The following is a 17372-nucleotide window of genomic DNA, read 5'->3' as shown; positions in this document are numbered from 1 at the left end:
CCCGGGCCGCTGCGCCCACCCCCTGAACGAATCGGTTCAGAGCCGCGGGTCGACCGGCTCCGACTCCAGTGCCAGGACCGCGAAGACCGCCTCGTGGATCCGCCAGAGCGGTTCGCCGTCGGCGAGCCGGTCCAGCGCCTCCAGGCCGAGTGCGTACTCGCGCAGCGCGAGCGAGCGCTTGTGGCCGAGGAAGCGACCGCGCAGCCTGGCCAGGTTGTCCGGGTGGGTGTACTCGGGGCCGTAGATGATCCGCAGGTACTCCCGTCCGCGGACCTTGATGCCGGGCTGGACCAGTCGCCCCTTTCCGTCGCGCGCGAACGCCTGGAGCGGCTTGACGACCATGCCCTCGCCGCCGCGCCCGGTCATCTCCAGCCACCAGTGGATACCGGACCCCACGGACTCCTCGTCGCCGGTGTCGACGATCAGCCGGCGCGTGGTCCGCAGGAGTCCGCTCTGGTCGTGCTCCACCAGCCGGTCCAGCCAGGCGAGCTGCTCGTCGTGCGGTACGGCGGCGAGCGAGCGGCCCTGCACGGCGAGGAGCTGGAAGGGGGCGAGACGTACGCCGTCCAGGCCGTCCGTCGTCCAGCAGTACCGCCGGTACGCCTCGGTGAACGCGACCGCGTCGTCGGACCGTCGGCGCTGCGCCGCGAGCAGCCCCTCGACCTCGATGCCACGGGCGGCAGCCGCTTCGAGCGCCCCGATGACGCCGGGGAACACGGCTCGGGAGGCGGCGCCCACCGCCGCGTACTGCTTGCGCAGCAGGCCGGTGGCCTTGAGCGACCAGGGCATCAGTTCCGCGTCGAGCAGCAGCCAGTCGGTGGCGAGTTCGTCCCAGAGTCCGGCGTCGGTGACGGCGGTGCGCAGCCGGTCCAGGATCTCTTCGGTGACTGCGGGGTCGTCGAAGAAGGGGCGGCCGGTACGGGTGTGCAGCGATCCCGTCGGACCCGACACCCCGAAGCGCTCGCGCGCCGCCTCGGCGTCCCGGCAGACGAGCGCCACCGCGCGCGAACCCATGTGCTTCTCCTCGCACACGACTCGCCCGACACCGTCCGACCTGTACTGCGCGAAGGCTTCGGCGGGGTGCTCCAGATAGCCGTCGAGGTGCGAGGTGCCGGTGGGCGACATGGTCGGCGGGAGGTAGGCGAGCAGCCGGGGGTCGACCGCGAACCGGCTCATGACCTCCAGTGCCGCCGCCGCGTTCTCCTCGCGCACGGCGACCCGGCCGGTGTGCCGGGTCTCCACGACCCGTCGGCCGCTGACGTCGGCGAGGTCGAGCGGCCGGCCGTCGTGGCCGCCGGGCGCCTCGGTGGTGAGGGGCCTGGACGGCTCGTACCAGACCTGCTCGGCCGGTACGTCGACCAGCTCGCGCTCGGGCCAGCGCAGCGCGGTCATCCGCCCGCCGAACACGGCGCCGGTGTCCAGGCAGATGGTGTTGTTGATCCAGCTGGTACTGGGGACAGGCGTGTGGCCGTAGACGACAGCGGCCCGGCCCCGGTAGTCCTCGGCCCACGGGTAGCGCACGGGCAGGCCGAACTCGTCGGTCTCGCCGGTCGTGTCCCCGTACAGGGCGTGCGAGCGGACCCGGCCGGAGGTGCGGCCGTGGTACTTCTCGGGCAGCCCGGCGTGGCAGACGACGAGCTTGCCGCCGTCCAGGACGTAATGGCTGACCAGTCCGTCGATGAACTTCCTCACCTGCTCGCGGAAGTCCGGGTCCCTGGCGTCCTCCTTCTCCAACTGCTCGATCGTCTCGGCGAGTCCGTGACTGTGCTGGACCTTCCTGCCCTTGAGGTAACGGCCGAGCTTGTTCTCGTGGTTCCCGGGCACGCAGAGGGCATTGCCCCCGTCGACCATCGACATGACGCGGCGCAGCACACCAGGGCTGTCCGGGCCACGGTCCACCAGGTCACCGACGAAGACGGCGGTCCGGCCGTCGGGGTGCACGCCGTCGGTGTACCCGAGTTCGGTGAGCAGGGTCTCCAGCTCGGAGCTGCAGCCGTGGATGTCGCCGATGATGTCGAAGGGGCCGGTGAGGTGGGTGAGGTCGTTGTAGCGCTTCTCCAGGACGACTTCTGCCGCATCGGCCTCCTCGGCGCTGCGCAGGATGTGCACCTTGCGGAAGCCCTCACGTTCCAGCCCGCGCAGGGAGCGGCGCAGTTCGCGGCGGTGGCGCTGGATGACGTGGCGGGGCATGCCGGCCCGGTCGGGACGGGCGGCGTTGCGCTCGGCGCAGACCTCCTCGGGCAGGTCGAGGACGATCGCGATGGGCAGGACGTCGTACTCGCGTGCCAGCTGGACGAGTTGCCTGCGGCTCTCCGACTGCACGTTGGTCGCGTCCACGACGGTCAGCCGTCCGGCGGCCAGCCGCTTCCCGGCGATGTAGTGGAGGACGTCGAAGGCGTCGCGGCTGGCGCTCTGGTCGTTCTCGTCGTCGGCGACGAGGCCCCGGCAGAAGTCGGACGAGATGATCTCGGTGGGCTTGAAGTGCTGGTGCGCGAAGGTGGACTTGCCGGATCCGGTGGCGCCGACGAGGACCACGAGGGAGAGGTCGGTCACCGGAAGAGTGCGCTTGCCGGTGCCGGTGGTGCTGATGCTGCTGGTACTGGTACTGGTGCTGCTGGTGCCTTCGGTTCTGCTCATGCCGCCTTCGCCTCCTTCACGGTCGTGCCCTTGTCCGTCGCGTCCTTGCCCTTCGTTTCCTGCACGGACTTGTCCCTTGCCGCCTTGGTGAAGACCGCCATCTGGGTCGGCGGTCCGACCTCGGGGTCGTCCGGGCCCACCGGCAGGAACTCCACGTCGTACCCGTGTCGTTCACCGACCGTTCCCGCCCAGTCGCGGAACTCCTCGCGGGTCCACTCGAAGCGGTGGTCACCATGGCGGACATGTCCTGCGGGCAGGGTCTCCCAGCGCACGTTGTACTCGACGTTCGGCGTGGTCACCAGCACCGTCTGCGGCCTGGCCGCACCGAACACCGCGTACTCCAGCGCGGGCAGCCGCTCGGGATCGACATGCTCGACGACCTCGCTGAGCACCGCGGCGTCGTAGCGCTTGAGCCGCTTGTCCGTGTACGCGAGGGAGCCCTGCATCAGCTTCACCCGCCCCGCCAACCGCTCGCCCATCTGCTCCAGGCGGAGCCTGCGGGACGCGATGTTCAGCGCGCGCATGGACACGTCGACGCCGACGATTTCCGTGAAACGGACGTCCTTCAGCAGCTCCTGGACCAACTGGCCCTGGCCGCACCCCAGGTCGAGCACCCGGGTCGCGCCGGACGTGCGCAGCACTTCCATGATCACCTCGCGCCGCCGGGCGGCGAGCGGGACCGGCTTCTCCTCGGTGTCCGTGGTCTCGTCGACGGCGTTGTCGATCGTCTCGACCTCGGTGTCGTCGGCCTCCGCGAGGCGCACCAGTTCCAGGGCCTCCCTCGCCTGCCGGGTCAGTCCCCAGCGATGGGACAGGTAGCGGCTGGTGATCAGGTTCTGCTCGGGGTGCTCGGCCAGCCAGCCCTCGCCCGCGCGCAGCAGCTTGTCGACCTCGTCGGGCGCCACCCAGTAGTGCTTGGCGTCGTCGAGCACGGGCAGCAGGACGTACAACTGCCGCAGGGCGTCGGCGAGCCGCAGTTCACCTTCCAGTACGAGCTTGACGTACCGCGATTCGCCCCAGTCCGGGAACTTCTCGTCCAGGGCGATCGGTTCGGCCTTCACGGTCTCCCAGCCGAGCGGGCCGAAGAGCTTGTGCACCAGTTCGGGGCCGCCGCGCGCGGGGAGCGCGGGCACCTCGATACGCAGCGGCAGCGGGCTCGCGGCCCGCTCCGGCATGGCCTTGCAGTCGCCGCGCAGGGCGCTCTTGAAGACGGTGGTCATGGCGACGGACAGCAGCGAGGAGGCGGCGTACGGGCGGTCGTTGACGTACTGCGCGAGCGCCGAATCGGGCGCGCCGCCACGTCCCTTGCCTTTCCCCCGCCGTACGAGTACCACCGGATCCACCTCCAGCAGCAGCGCCGCGGTGCAGCGCTCGGCGGTGGCCTCGGGGTAGAGGACGTGCGCCGTGCCGTGGGAGGTGGAGAACATCTGCGCCTTGTCGGGATGCTTGTGCAGCAGAAATCCGAGGTCGGTGGCAGGACGCTCTGGGGTGCCGGTGGTACTGATCGTCAGGAACACAGGTCCGATTATCGTCCGCCCCGTGCACCCCGACCAGAGGTTTTCACCCCCGTGGTTACGGTCCGCGGGGAAGGTCCGGACGCCCCGGGCCCGGCAGAGACCGGCCGGACAGGGGCCCAGAGTCTTCCGTTTGGATCAGGCCGGGCTCGCGTGGTCCGGCCCGATCCAAACGAGAGGCCCTAGTTCAGCTGGGACAGGACCTGCGAGGAGATCAGCTCCAAGTGGTCCAGGTCGTCGAGATCGAGGACCTGGAGGTAGATGCGCGACGCCCCGATCGCGCCGTACCTCCCGATCTTGTCGACGACCTCGGCGGGCGAACCGCCCAGACCGTTCGCCTTGACGTCCGCCGTGTCACGCCCGATGGCGTCCGCCCGCCGCGCCACCTCCGCGTCGTCCTTGCCGACGCAGACGACCAGGGCGGTGGAGTACACCAGGTCGTCCGCCCTTCCTGCTGTCGCGGCGGCCTCCTTGACCCGCCCGAACTGCCGCTCGCTGTCCTCGACCGAGGCGAACGGGATGTTGAACTCATCGGCGTACTGCGCGGCCAGCCGGGGTGTACGGGTCGCTCCGTGCCCCCCGATCAGCACGGGCACCTTGGCCTGGGCCGGCTTGGGCAGCGCGGGCGAGTCGGCGAGCTGGTAGTACGTACCGTCGTAGCTGAAGGTCTCGCCCACCTCGGTGCCCCAGAGCCCGGTGATGATCGCCAGCTGCTCCTCCAGGCGGCCGAACTTCTCCTTGGGGAACGGGATCCCGTACGCCCGGTGTTCCTCCTCGAACCAGCCCGCGCCCAGGCCCAGTTCGACCCGGCCACCGGACATCTGGTCGACCTGGGCCACCTGGATCGCCAGGACGCCGGGCAGCCGGAACGTGCCCGCGGTCATCAGCGTCCCGAGGCGGATCCGCTTGGTCTCGCGGGCAAGACCCGCCAGCGTGATCCAGGCGTCGGTCGGTCCGGGAAGACCGTCCCCGGACCCCATCCGCAGATAGTGGTCCGAGCGGTAGAACGCATCGAAACCGAGGTCCTCGGTGGCCTTGGCGACGGTCAGCAGGGTGTCATAACTCGCCCCTTGCTGGGGCTCGGTGAAGATTCGAAGATCCATGCATCCATCCTGCACCTTCGAAGGGCCGCGGACCGCCCCCGCACCGCCCGCCGCCCGCCGCCCGCCGCCCAGGACACGACCGGGACCGGTTCCGGTCAGTGCCACGCTCTCTCCCCGTCCCGCTCGTCCAGCCTGCGCAGCATCCCGCTCACCCGGTCACCCGATTCGTCCGCCGCGTCCATCGCCTCGATGCACTGCCAGTAGACCCCCTCCTCCTCCGTGCCACAGGCGACGCCGACCAGGGCGATCCCCACCTCCCCGAGGAGCACGCCCAGCGCGGTCAACGCCTCGCGCACATCCGATACTTCCGACAGCTGCGCGGCACGTATCAGCCCGCCGCGCAGTGCCGGCACTTCGAGCGCCCCGCAGCCACGGCCGCCGGACTCACCCAGCGCCCGCGCCTCGGCCCGCAACTCCTGCGGGCCTCTCAACGCCAGGTGTCCGCCCACGGCCTGGGCGAGCGCCTGCGCCTGCCACGCCTCCACCATGGTGTCCAGTTCCGGCACGCTCTGCGCCAGAGCGTCCCGACTGATCGCAATGAGTCGCACCCCATCCATCCGCGTCCCCGTTCCTCAGACTTTCCCTCTCCCCTTTCATTACCCAGCGTGAGGGCAGTAGGACCGTAAAGCCAGGGGAATTCGGAAATCTGTGGACTCAAGGCGCATTGTTGATAACTCACTCACTCCGGAGAGTGACGATGCGGGGTGTCCTTTACTGAAAGACCCACCGGGAAGCGTGTCTCATTTCGGTCAATTTTGTCGGAAAGTGCCGCAAGAGCATCGATCCCCAGCACCTCGCAGAACTGCAGCACATAGGCCAGGACATCGGCGACCTCGTCCACCACCCGGTGTGCCGAAGCGGTCTCCTCCATCACCCGGGCCGACTGCTCCGGGGTCAGCCACTGGAAGATCTCGACCAGCTCGGCCGCCTCCACGCTCAGCGCCGACGCCAGATTCTTCGGCGTGTGGTACTGCTGCCAGTCCCGCGCCGCGGCGAACTCGGCCAGCCGACGCTGCAATCCCGCTACATCCAGTTCCGTCACGCGCTCAGGTCTACCACTGCGACGCCTTCCGCCCCACAGGCCCATCCCGCGTCCAGAGCCGTCCCCACCAGCCGGACACGGCCCCGCGCGCAGACCGCCGCCGCCAGGGAGGTCAGCTCCCGGATCTGCCGCCCGTCCAGACAGCGGTCGAATCCGTCGGCCAGGACCGTGAGCGACTGCATCGTGGACGGAACCTCGCCCGCGGCCCCCGCAGCGAGCACTCCGGGCCCCGTCAGCATCACCAGCGCGAGGGCCAGATAGCGCAGCTCGCCCTCGCCCAGTCCCCCCGCCGGTGCGACCGTCCCACGGCCCCGGCCGAGCACCATCCGCACGGTCCCGTCCGTCAACTGCTCGGCGGCCAGCTCCTCCACGGGCCCCGAGCATCCCGCACGCGCCGCCGCCGCCAGCTGCCTGTGCCCGTCCCCGCACTCGGACCGGGTGCGGTGCAGCACCGCGGCGAGGTTGTCACAGCCGCTCCGCAACCGGTCGTCCGTCACCACCGAAGGGTCCCGCATCCACTGCGGCTGGGGGTCACAGGCGAAGACCGTGCGGAGCGCCACCACCATCTGCTCGGCGGCGGCCAGCACCTTCAGCTGCCCGACGGTCTTGCCCGCCACGCGCAACGGCAACAGCGCGGTACCCAGCCGGTCGTCGGGCAGCGGAGCGCGGGTCACCGGGACCGAACCCGCCGTGTGCCAGGCGGCCTGTACGGTACGGCGCGCCGGATCGCGCAGCGCCGTGGACAGCAGTAACTCCCCGCCGGCGGTGAGGCGTTCACCGACGATACGCAGCGCGGGCTGTGCCTGGACCGCGAGATCGAGCCGCACGGGACCGGCCGGGCCGTCGGCGGTGCAGCCGATCCGGAATCCCCGTCTGCCCTGCTCGTCAGCCCCGGCCCACTCGGGTACGCACCCGGCCGGATCTCCGAAGACCGCGCCGAGTTCCTCCCCCGCACCGAGACGCGCGAGCGCCTCGTACGCCTGGAGCGCGCTCGACTTGCCGCTCCCGCTCGCTCCGGTGAACAGGGTCAGCGGGGCGAGCGGGAAGACGGCACTCCGGTGCGACTTGAAGGCGGAGAGCCGCAGTTCGGTGACGGCGGGGCGGGTGTGCTTCAGGTCCATGGTCCGGACCGTATGCACCCTCCACGGTGGCGAACCGTTCCGTCTCTCCTACCTTCCTACGATCGGGGGACCGCAGCCGCAGCGATCCCTTCGACCTCCATGCCGACCGGAGCCAGCAGGAAGACGTTCTTGTCGACCCGGTGCATCCCGCTGCCGAGACCGAAGACCACACCACTGGTGAAGTCCAGGATGCGCTTGGCCACGTCGGTCTCCGCCGCCGTCAGATCCAGCAGCACGGGAACCTGGGCGATGAGGTGCTCGGCGACTTCCCGGGCGTCCGAGAAGATCTGCACCCGCAGCACGACGAGCCGCCGCTGCTCGGACGCCTGGTCGTTGGGGATGGTTTCGTGATCGATCCGCGACGGCCATTCGTTACGGCCACGCAGCGGTACTACCTGGGCAAGCCCCTCCCACTGTTCATCGGTGACGTCGTACCTGTCGTACCTGCTCACCGGACCACCTCGGCTGGGCTTTCTATCTGCATCAGCCAATTCTGACCCTCCTCACCCGTTCGGCCCAACTCCGACACGGGCGAGTCCCTTGATCAGGTCCCGGTGTGAGCACACTCACCGCGCCGCGGCGGCCTCCACGGCGTCGGCCACCGCACCGAAGAACCGGGCGTGCGCGCGGGCGGTGCCGGGGGATTCCGGGTTCCACGGCATCACCCGGGCACCGGCCCCGATACGCTGCCAGCCCTCGACCGCACGCAGCGTGTCGAGTGGCGCGGCATTGGCGCGGACGTCGGCGAGCACGATGTCGGGGCGCAGCTCCGCCGCCTCCGACCAGCTGACGGTGGCCCAGTTCGCCCCGCCGCCCTCCGGTGGCCGCACGGTCCGGACACCACACTCCGTCAGCGCGCGCAGATCGGGCCAGGCGGTGGGGCGGGCCAGGTGCACCTGGTCGGGCCCGGCCGGCGAGAGTGCCAGTACCCGCGGCCCGGACGGTGCGCCCGCCACCGTACGGAGCCGGTCCCGCGCGGCGTCCAGCAGCCGCTGCCCCTCCCCGTCACCGGCGGCCCCCAGCGAGCGGGCCAGGGCGCCGAACCGCTCCCGGATCTCACTCAGGGTGCGCGCCTGTCCGACATCGACGACCACGACCGGTACCCGCTCCTCCAGATGTTTGGCGGCGTCCGGGTCCAGCCCGTACACCTGACCGCCGCCGTAGCTGACGGCCACGACGAGGTCCGGCCCGCCGGTCAGCAGGGTGTCCACGTCCAGGGCGCTGCCCGCCCCCAGATAGCCGATGCCGTCCAGGGGCAGCGAACCCGCTTTCACCGGGTCGGCCGTGGAACCGTCGTGGAACGAGCCGAATATCGCGGCCGGGGCTATGCCGTGGTCCCACAGGGTGGCTCCGGCCTGGATGTACGCCGTCACCTTCGAGGGCGTCCGCCCGGCTGTCGACAGCTGTCCACGGTCGTCGGAAAATTGCCAGGCCGGCTGTTCCATGACGTTTCGCGCCCCCTCCGGGTCCGCGCCGTCCGGACACCCGGACGCCGCACACCTGTACCTGCCCAGCCCGCGGGCGGGACATTCGGCGCCCACAGCCGATCGGCCCGGAATCGCACCAGGACCGCACCAGGACCGCACCAGGAATCGTGCCGGAACCGCCCGCGTTGCCCGGTCGCGGGTATGCCGGGAGAATGGCGGTATGCAGAGACTGTCCCTGGAAGCTCTGGCCCGCCAGCAGATCGAACTCGCCGCCGCGGCCGGTGGCGGCCACACCGCGGACACCGTCTACGGCGGCCACGAGAAGGTTCTGCGCCAGACAGTGATCGGCATGACCCTGGGCGCCCAGCTCGCCGAGCACGAGAACCCCGGCGAGGCGACCGTACAGGTGCTGCGCGGGCGGGTGCGGCTGACGGCGGGCGACCTCGCCTGGGAAGGCCGGGAGGGCGACTTGATCATCGTGCCCGACAGCCGTCATCGGGTTGACGCCCTGGAGGATTCCGCGATCCTGCTGACCGTGGCCAAGCTGCTCTGACGGTCACCGAGGAGTTCCGACAGACCTCGGCGATTCCGCCCGACGGCACCAAGCCGTAACCTCGTCGGGCGGGAGTTCGACCTACAGGGGACGGGGCGGCGATCCATGGGGCACGCGGGCGACGACGGAACAACATTTGCATCCGAAGCAGCTCTGCGGGCAGGCCCGTTGGGCAGGCTGCCGGCGGTCGTCAGGGGTGGGGTGACCATCGCGCTGCTCATCGTTGTGGCCGCAGTCGGGGCCGTCTTCCTGCCGGTTTCGGCGACCGTCGACCCGGCGGAACCCGGCACCGTCTACACCTACCCCAGGCAGGTGCACTGCGGGTCGGTCGTGCGCCCGGCGGGTGACGATGCGCTGGCCGACGACACCCACGATGCGGCGGCATGCGGCTCCGCACGGGTGCAGCGCCTGGGCTGGATCGGGGTGGGGCTCGGCGGTGCGTTCGCCGTTCTGCTCTTCACCCTGCTGATGGGCGACGGTATGTCCGGACCGCCGGAGGCCGCTTCGCCGGAGACCGGGCGGATGCCCGAAGAGGCAGAAGGGCGCCGAGAGACCGAAGAGTCAGAAGGTAAGGACGGGCCCGAAGTGCCGCACAGGAGCGCGTAGTTCCGGACCGCGCACTGTGTCGAGCCACAGCTCCGGTCACGGCGCCAGGTCAGCCTTCAGCGACCGGCACCGGTGCCTGATCGGTACAGCTCCGCCACGAGAAAGGCCAGATCGAGCGCGCCGGAGTGGCTGAGGCCGGGGGCCGCGGGCGCATCGGTGACGGTGCCCGCGCCCGAATCCGTACCGGTCAACTCGACGTGGATTCCGCCCGGATGGGTACCCAGGGCCCGGTGCACGTCGAAGAAGGCCGTCACCCGGTCGCGCACCGCGTCGAAGCGGCTGCTCGCACCGCCACGGGGCGCGTCCGATGCCGTGTCGTGCACGGGGTCGCAGATCCAGGTGACCAGATGGCCCTCCGCGGTGACCTTCTCGATCAGCGCGGACAGCCTGTCGCTCCCGGGCCCACCGCCCATGCGGACGAGGAAGGTCAGCCGTCCCGGCTCGCGCGCCGGATCGAGCCGGTCCAACCGGTCCAGCGCCTCGTCGTGGCCGCTGTCGGGGCCGAGTACGACGCCCAGCGGATTGCTGATCGTGGCGGCGTGGTCGACACGTGCCGGGTCGAGTTCTTCTGCGCCCGTCCCCGTGCCCGCCCTCGTCCCCGTACCGAGCCCGACGAAGTGGCCCGCGGTGTTGTACAGCCGCCCGGTGTCCGCGTCGGCCCGGGTGAGCGCGGAATCGTAGTCCGGTAACAGGCCCTCGTGGGAGGCGAAGAGCTCCACCGTGCGCAGCGGTTCGGGCGCGGTGCCGCAGGCCCGCATGAACGTGAGCGCGCGCCCGATCTGTGTGGTCAGTGACTCGTAGGAGGCGCCGCAGGGCGAGTTGGCGACGAAGTCGAGGTTCCAGTCGTGGACCCGGCGCAGATCGGCGTACCCGCCGGCGGCGAAGGCCCGGACCAGGTTCAGGGTGGCCGCGGCGGACCGGTAGCCGCTCACCGGGTTGCCGGCCGGTCCGGCGATCCGGCTGATCTTGACCACGGGCAGGGACGTGGCGTAGGTCAGCAGGGCGGACATCTGGAGCAGAGTCCTCAGCCGGTGACGGATCGTGTCGCCGGTCGCGCCGTCGAACGTTGCCGGGCGGGCTCCGCACTGGAGCACGAAGCCCTCACCGCGAGCGGCCTGCGCCAGCCGCCGCTTGAGCAGTTCACACTCCGCGGCGAGCACCAGGGGCGGGCACGAGCGCAGCTCGGCGGTGGCCTCGCGCACGGGATCGGGTCCCGGCGGCCGGCTCTCCGCCGTACGGATCACCCTGGTCTCGATGTCGGTCATTTCCACCCACCAGCTACCTGACCCCGCGTGTGTCCGACCCGTCCTTCTGCTTTCTCCGAGAAGACGGACCATAATGCGTGATCACACTCGGTGGCCCGGGTTACGGCGAGTCACTATAAGAAGTGCCAGAGGCGGGGGACTTACCCGTTGGCGCAGCCCTCGGACACGCCGGAGATACGGCTCGGCACGGGGTCCCGCGCGGGTGGTGGAATTGCACCTTTTCGTACCGGTGGTTCACCCAGTTGTCGCCCGACGGGACAGTTGGATAGGATCTTGACGCACCGCGAAGAGACCATGCAGTCTTTATGAAATCCTTTGGCATTGGGTCGGTTGAGAAAATGACACAGGGAATGGTAGTCCGGTTCGACGAGGCCAGAGGATACGGCTTCATCGCACCGGACGACGGCGGGGACGATGTATTCGTCCATGCCAACGAGTTGAGTGAGCGCGGCGCCTCCATCGGCTTCGGTACCCGGGTCGAATTCAGCGTTCTCGACGGCGGTCGCGGCCCGAAGGCGTACGGCGTCCATGTCGTCGACACGGCGCCGCCGGGCACCGGCACCGCTGTCGCCGACCGGTCCGGTGACAGCACGGGACCGGCCGACGCGGCGCCCGGCGGACCGGTCCCGACAGCCGGCGACCAGCCTTCCGCCGTCCGGGGCGAGGGGATCGCCGACGGGCTCTGCGAGGTGTTCTCGAAGGGCGAGTTCACCCGGCACGTCACCGAACTGCTGCTGGCGAACGGCCCCGACCTCACCGGGAAACAGGTCCTCGCCCTCCGCGCGGCCCTGGTGGACTTCGCCTCCCAGCGCGGTTGGGTCGACTGACACACGCGAGCACGGGGCCGACGGTTCGCCCGCCGGCCCCTCCGTTCCCGTCGGACAGCGATCGGACAGCGATCGGACAGCGCTCAGTCAGCAACGGGCCGGGGCACCCGCAGCCGGGTCACACGGACCCGGCGAGCGTCAGCCGGTAGCCCGATCCCTCGACCGCTTCGAGCCGGTGCGGCGCGCCGAGGCGCTGACTCAGTGACGCGACACAGCGGTGGACCGACTCGTGCAGCGTCGTCCTCTTGGCCCGCAGGATCTCGTCGGCGAGCTGCTCGAAGCAGAGCGTCTCGCCGGGCCGCCTGGCGAGCGCGGCCAGGATGCTGAACTCCTCGTCGGACAGCTCGGTCGGGTATCCGTTGATCAGCACGACCCGCTCCCACAGGTCGATCCGCACCGGACCGGCCAGGATGAGATCCCCGGGTGCGGCGCTGCCCGCCGCCGGCTCCGGCGGTTGCCGTCGCCTCATCACCGCCCGTACCCGGGCCAGCAGTTCGGCCAGGTTGTACGGCTTGACCAGGTAGTCGTCGGCGCCCAGGTCGAGCCCCCGCACCCGTGAGGCGTGGTCCGAACGGGCCGTGGTCACGAGGAGCGGAACCGAACTCCTCGCCCGGATCGCGCTGCACAGCGCGAACCCGTCGCAGTCCGGCAGGTCGATGTCGAGGAGAATCGCATCCGGGTGGCTGTCGAGCAGGTCGATCGCGGCCTTGCCGGTACCGGCGCAGACCGCCTCCAGCCCCTGCTGGGTCAGCGCGGCCTCCAGCGCGGCCGACACCCGGGCGTTGTCCTCCACTACCAGGAATTTCAAGACGCCCGCCCCCCGACCGTTCTGCGTCTGCGCTCCTCGTGTGCGTCCTGGCGGCCGTCGCCCCGGGTGCGCTCGGACCCGTTCCGATCGGCACGGATGTACTCCGGGAGCACGGTGGGCGGCCAGCAGCCGATGCTGAACATACCCATCGAGTACGCCTTCGCGGCGAGCGCGGTCCGGTTGGGCACCTTGAACTGCCGCAGCAGGATGCTCACGTGGTACTCGATGCCCTGACGGCTCAGGAACAGCTTGGCCGCGAGCCGTACGGTCGGGTCGCCCGCGGCGACCCCTTCGAGGACCCGCGCCGTGAGGGGCGTCAGCTTCCGCTGGGCGCCGATGAGCACCTGCTGGTCGTCGGACTTCTCGGGCGTGAACTGCACCATGATCATCTTGACCTTGCCGGCGTCGTCGTCGACCGGGAAGGCGCTCAGCTTTCCGGCGAGCGCGGTGTCGTTGAACCACATCGCGATGGACTGCCCCACCAGGCGTGCGTGGTGCCCCTGCACGAGCCTGCCGAACTGGCGCATCAGGTACTGCCGGACGCTCGGGTGGAGGAACTCGGCGAAGCTGCGCTCACAGATGTCGTCGTGGTGCCGGCCGCACTGCCCGCTGAACGCCCCGTTAACGGCCCTCACACGCAGCGTCGGATCAAGAATCGCGAGCCCGATCCCGGACCGCTCGAAGAACGACAGCACCACGTCGCCGTATTCGTCGCTGCGGATCTCCGCGTCGAAGAGAGATGAATCCGCAGGGCGAGAAGTATCGATGGAATTTGTCGACTGCCGAGGTATGAGTGCCACATCGGGCGACAAAGGAAATGGTGAATTTACGGTTGGATCCGGAGTCGAATAAAATTCGGCTCCCTCTCGAATGTCGCTGTCCGTGCCATTCTCTGTGAAGATCATCTACGCCACACCTTCCCCGTTGCGTTTACCGGCGGGCGTCGGGAGCGTAAGCACGGCGGGCCCAGGGGGTCAATGCATCACTGTGACGCGAGTTAACACTGTGGTCGCCCCTGCGGGGTTCGGAGAGCGGGCGGTGCGTGGAGCCGGGACCGACTGCCGTAACCCTGCGGACACCGCCCCCCTGCCCGAAGTCGACGTGCGGGACTTGGCGCCCGCGGCGGACGCGGGTCGGCAGGTACGGAAAGAGGGGATCGGGCCGTCCCGGATAGCCGGTTGGTGCACCGATCGGCTACCGAAGCACCGGACCGCAGCACGGCCGACGGGCCCGGGAACCGCACCGAGGGGTCGAGCCGGTGCAAACGTCCTGCACAGCGCCACTTCCTGTGGTCGAAGACGACCGACAGCGACCGGTGGAACACTCCCCGTGGGCGGATTCTCACCGACCGTACCAGAACCGGAGTACGTTGCCTCCGGCATTGCCAGGGGCGCGTGTCCGCCTCGACCGAGGCTCAACTCACCTTGTAGTGAACGGAGATGAGGTCCTTCGTACCGGCTCACTGGGCGCGGTACAGATCCTCCGGCCGGACTCCCCAGCCGTACGCCGTCGCACCCGCGATCCGGCGCACCACCGGGATCAGTTCCGCCCGGCTGGACACACCCAGCCGTCGGTAGAGCCTCGTCAGGCACTTCTCCACAGCGCGCCGGGTGACATCGAGTTCATCGGCGACGCCCTGATTGGTGCGGCCCAGCGACACCAGTCCGGCGACCCGGCGCTCGGTGACGCTCAGCCAGTCGGTGCCCAGCAGGCCGACCCCGCGCGACTCGCCCTGCCCCGGCTCCGCCCAGCACTTCAGCAGTGAGGTGCCCACCGTGTCGGCGATCCCGTCCGCCTCGGTGAAGAGGTCACGGAAGCCAGGCCGTCCCGCGGCGCGCAGCCGGGTGCCGTACGCCATCAGCGCCCGCCCCAGCTCCAGGGTGTTGGAGCTCTCCCTCAGTACGGCGACCGATTCGGCCAGCAGGGACAGCGCGTACCGGCCGGGAACGAGCGTCCCCCACACCCGCAGGGCCCGGCCCAGGGTCGCCGACGCCCCCCACATGCGGGCCCGGTCGCACTCCTCGGCGATGAGCTCGCGCGCCGTCTCGGTCTCCCCGAGCCGCAGCAGGGCGGGCGCGGCCCAGTACGCCATCGGGAAGAGCGAGGGGTTGTGCCAGCCCGCCGCGGCAGCCCGGCGTGCGCCGTCGACCAGTTCGGCCACCAGGCCGGGCAGTTCGGACATCGGCGCGGTCTGGGCGCGCAGTGCCAGCAGCCCGACGTGCAGGACGGGCATCCCGGCGTCGCGCTGGTCCGCGCACGCGGCCTGCACCTCGCCGATCAGCCAGGGGTCGCGGGTGTCGACCGCCACCGACATCAGACCGAGTACGGACAGCCAGTCGTTGGTTCCGAGCACGACCGAACCGGGGCCGCAGGCGTCCCGCGCGTCCGACCAGGCGTCCGCGAGGAGACCCGTGTGCTGGGCCGCCATCGCCCGCCAGCAGAGCATTCTGGTCCGCTGCCGTTCGTCGCCGCGCCCGCGTGCCGTCTCCAGCGCCATGTCCAGCCAGCTGCGGACGGGTTCGCCCGCCCCGGCCGCCGTGCCGGACGCGATCATCAGTGAGGTCGCCGCGTACCCGGAGGCGGACGAGGCGGGCTCGCGGTCCAGCATCCGCCCCACCAGCGTGGCCACTTCGCCCGCCGGGAGCTGTCCGCCGACGGTCCCGCCGAAGGTGAGGACGGCGACGAGTTCGCGGCCCGCGGAGGTGCCCAGGTCGGCCTGCGGCCCCAGTTCCCGCAGTCGCGCGACCGCGTCGGCCGACGCGGTGGGGCTGCCGAGTCCGGCCAGCCGGGCACGGGCTTCGAGCCGGGCCGCCAGGTCAGCGGTGCCGGGGTCCGGCGTCCCCGAGCCGGCCAACGCCGCGCGGGCGCACTCGATCGCCTCGTGCGCGGCGGGCGACGCAGCCGCGGACAGGGTCAGCGGCACGCAGGCCGCGACCGCCGCGCGTTCCCGGGCGGACCCGAGCAGCGGCGCCGCCTGGGCGAGGTGTCGCAGCGTCGCGGAGGTGTCGAAGTCCTGTTCCGCATCGGCCAGCGCGGCCAGGTATCCGCCGCGCCGGGGGCTGTCGAGCGGGAATTCGCGCAGCGCCCTGCGCAGGTAGCGGATCGCGCGGTAGTGGTCGCCCCTCCCGCGTGCGTCATCGGCTGCCTCGTGCAGGATCCGGGCGGCATGGGCGTGCACACCCGGGCCGACCTCCAGCAGGTGTCCTGCCACTTCCTCGGCCGGGTGGCCGGACGCGTGGAGGAACGTGGCGGCGCGCCGGTGCAGATCGTCGCAGGCCGCGAGGGAGTAGCTGTCCTCGGCGATCTCCCGTACGCACTCCCACAGCACCTCCGGTCCGTATCCGTCGGCGGACCAGCCGAGTCTGCGCAACGCCCGTTCGGCAGCGGCCTGTTCGGCGGGGTCCAGCCGGGCGAGGCGGGCGATGAGCTGCCCCTCCGCGGGGCCGCCGAGGAGCGCCGCGCAGTAGGCGTAGCGGCGCACCGGCTCCGGGTGGCCGCTCAGCGCGGCGGCGACCCGGCCGCGCAGGCTCCACGGCGCGGGCCTGGCGAGGGCGGCGGCGAGCAGGTGGGGGTGTGCGGGCCGCCGTATCCCGGCCAGGCGTTGGCACAGGGAGTCGAGGAGCGCGGGATTGCCGCCCGCGGCCCGCGCCCACGCCCGGCTCCCCTCGTCGGAGAGGAGGACGGACCGCTGCCCGAGGAAGGCCCTGGCGCCGTCCGCGGTGAGCGGTCCGAGCCGGATGACACGATCGGCGGCGTTCAGCATGTCCTGCACGGCGGGCAGTTCGGCCTCGGCCTCGCCGTCGCAGACCGTCACCAGCACGAGCAGTCCGGCCGGGCCCGTTGCCGTATCGGCGAACAGCCGCGCCAGCCAGTCCAGTGATGCCTCGTCGGCCCACTGCAGGTCGTCCACCAGGATCGCGACGGCGGTGTGCGCGGGGGCGCGGCCGGACGCCGACAACGCGTCCCCGAGGACCGCGCCCGGTACGCATCCGTCCAGCGCCGCGCCGCACGGGGTCCGCGGCGGGGACCAAAGCGGCTCGCCGTCGTCCGCGCCGATCGCGCTTGCGAGGACCTGCCGGGCTACGCCGGACGCGACCCCGTGCTCCAGCCGTCCGGCTGCGGCCCGCAGGACGACGAGCCCCTGCCCGTCCGCCAGTTCGGCGGCCGAGTCGAGGAACGCCGAGCGGCCCGCGCCCGGTGTCCCGGTGACCGCCACGAGTCTTCGGCCACCGGCCAGGACCGGCGCCGTCGCCGCGCCGACTGCGGCGAGGTCCTCCGCCCGGTCGTGGAGCAACGCGGGTGCCTCCGTCGTGTACACGGCCGTCCTCCGCCACGGCCGAAGGCGGGAACGGGAACCGTTCGGCGCCGGGCCGGAAGGAGAGCGGCATCGGTGGTCGAGCGAATGTTGAACGAGACAATACAGTCGACCGACTACAGCGGAACGTCGGGCAGCCGCACGGGATCCGCCC

General features: G+C 70.9%; 15 protein-coding genes. 3 read left to right on the top strand and 12 right to left on the bottom strand.

Annotation, left to right across the window (positions count from 1 at the left end; translation table 11 throughout):
* Window positions 1-36: 36 nt before the first annotated feature.
* The 8 genes from OG709_RS28600 to OG709_RS28565 all read right to left on the bottom strand — a co-directional run bounded on the left by OG709_RS28600 (window position 37) and on the right by OG709_RS28565 (window position 8862).
* Window positions 37-2637 (bottom strand): polynucleotide kinase-phosphatase, encoded by a 2601-nt coding sequence (locus OG709_RS28600; RefSeq protein ID WP_329168096.1) that lies wholly within the window; start codon window positions 2635-2637, stop codon window positions 37-39.
* Window positions 2634-4154: a 3' terminal RNA ribose 2'-O-methyltransferase Hen1 gene (locus OG709_RS28595; protein WP_250305706.1), complete on the bottom strand. Its 1521-nt coding sequence runs from the start codon at window positions 4152-4154 to the stop codon at window positions 2634-2636. The genes OG709_RS28600 and OG709_RS28595 overlap by 4 nt, the downstream gene beginning before the upstream one ends.
* A gap of 179 nt (window positions 4155-4333) precedes the next feature.
* Complete coding sequence (locus OG709_RS28590) at window positions 4334-5254, bottom strand: LLM class F420-dependent oxidoreductase (RefSeq protein WP_266640291.1); 921 nt, start codon at window positions 5252-5254, stop codon at window positions 4334-4336.
* Window positions 5255-5349: 95 nt separating this feature from the next.
* Window positions 5350-5811 carry a DUF6099 family protein gene (locus OG709_RS28585; RefSeq protein ID WP_250305708.1) on the bottom strand — a complete coding sequence of 154 codons (462 nt, stop codon included), beginning with the start codon at window positions 5809-5811 and terminating at the stop codon, window positions 5350-5352.
* A 122-nt stretch (window positions 5812-5933) separates the two neighbouring features.
* Window positions 5934-6296, bottom strand: a complete 363-nt coding sequence (locus OG709_RS28580; protein ID WP_250305709.1) for a nucleotide pyrophosphohydrolase — start codon at window positions 6294-6296, stop codon at window positions 5934-5936.
* The gene (locus OG709_RS28575) at window positions 6293-7417 is read right to left on the bottom strand and encodes an AAA family ATPase (protein ID WP_250305710.1); all 1125 of its coding nucleotides are present in this window, start codon (window positions 7415-7417) and stop codon (window positions 6293-6295) included. The genes OG709_RS28580 and OG709_RS28575 overlap by 4 nt, the downstream gene beginning before the upstream one ends.
* A gap of 56 nt (window positions 7418-7473) precedes the next feature.
* On the bottom strand, window positions 7474-7869 hold the full coding sequence (locus tag OG709_RS28570) for a cell division protein SepF (protein WP_250305711.1): 396 nt from the start codon (window positions 7867-7869) through the stop codon (window positions 7474-7476).
* Between the two features lie 114 nt (window positions 7870-7983).
* Window positions 7984-8862, bottom strand: a complete 879-nt coding sequence (locus tag OG709_RS28565) for an ABC transporter substrate-binding protein (RefSeq protein ID WP_250305712.1) — start codon at window positions 8860-8862, stop codon at window positions 7984-7986.
* Window positions 8863-9064: 202 nt separating this feature from the next.
* Between OG709_RS28565 and OG709_RS28560 the strand changes: the two genes are divergently transcribed.
* Together OG709_RS28560 and OG709_RS28555 are read left to right on the top strand one after the other, a co-directional pair.
* Window positions 9065-9397: a cupin domain-containing protein gene (locus tag OG709_RS28560; protein WP_250305713.1), complete on the top strand. Its 333-nt coding sequence runs from the start codon at window positions 9065-9067 to the stop codon at window positions 9395-9397.
* A gap of 201 nt (window positions 9398-9598) precedes the next feature.
* The gene (locus OG709_RS28555) at window positions 9599-10003 is read left to right on the top strand and encodes a hypothetical protein (protein WP_266640294.1); all 405 of its coding nucleotides are present in this window, start codon (window positions 9599-9601) and stop codon (window positions 10001-10003) included.
* A 56-nt stretch (window positions 10004-10059) separates the two neighbouring features.
* On the opposite strand, the gene OG709_RS28550 is transcribed toward OG709_RS28555, so the two are convergent.
* The gene (locus OG709_RS28550) at window positions 10060-11268 is read right to left on the bottom strand and encodes a 3-deoxy-7-phosphoheptulonate synthase (protein WP_250305715.1); all 1209 of its coding nucleotides are present in this window, start codon (window positions 11266-11268) and stop codon (window positions 10060-10062) included.
* 338 nt (window positions 11269-11606) lie between these two features.
* On the opposite strand from OG709_RS28550, the gene OG709_RS28545 reads away from it, so the two are divergent.
* Window positions 11607-12095 carry a cold-shock protein gene (locus OG709_RS28545; RefSeq protein WP_250305716.1) on the top strand — a complete coding sequence of 163 codons (489 nt, stop codon included), beginning with the start codon at window positions 11607-11609 and terminating at the stop codon, window positions 12093-12095.
* A gap of 118 nt (window positions 12096-12213) precedes the next feature.
* On the opposite strand, the gene OG709_RS28540 is transcribed toward OG709_RS28545, so the two are convergent.
* From OG709_RS28540 to OG709_RS28530, 3 genes are all read right to left on the bottom strand, one after another.
* The gene (locus OG709_RS28540) at window positions 12214-12903 is read right to left on the bottom strand and encodes a response regulator transcription factor (protein ID WP_250305717.1); all 690 of its coding nucleotides are present in this window, start codon (window positions 12901-12903) and stop codon (window positions 12214-12216) included.
* Window positions 12900-13703, bottom strand: coding sequence for a PAS domain-containing protein (locus OG709_RS28535; RefSeq protein ID WP_266640297.1), 804 nt, complete (start codon window positions 13701-13703; stop codon window positions 12900-12902). The genes OG709_RS28540 and OG709_RS28535 overlap by 4 nt, the downstream gene beginning before the upstream one ends.
* Window positions 13704-14362: 659 nt before the next feature.
* Entirely contained in the window at window positions 14363-17221 is a 2859-nt protein-coding gene (locus OG709_RS28530) for an AAA family ATPase (protein ID WP_329168089.1), read from the bottom strand.
* Window positions 17222-17372 lie beyond the last annotated feature (151 nt).

The organism is Streptomyces sp. NBC_01267 (assembly GCF_036241575.1).
Lineage (GTDB): Bacteria > Actinomycetota > Actinomycetes > Streptomycetales > Streptomycetaceae > Streptomyces.
The sequence above is the reverse complement of the archived record's forward strand: the minus strand, read 5'-3'. Positions and strand labels throughout refer to the sequence as shown.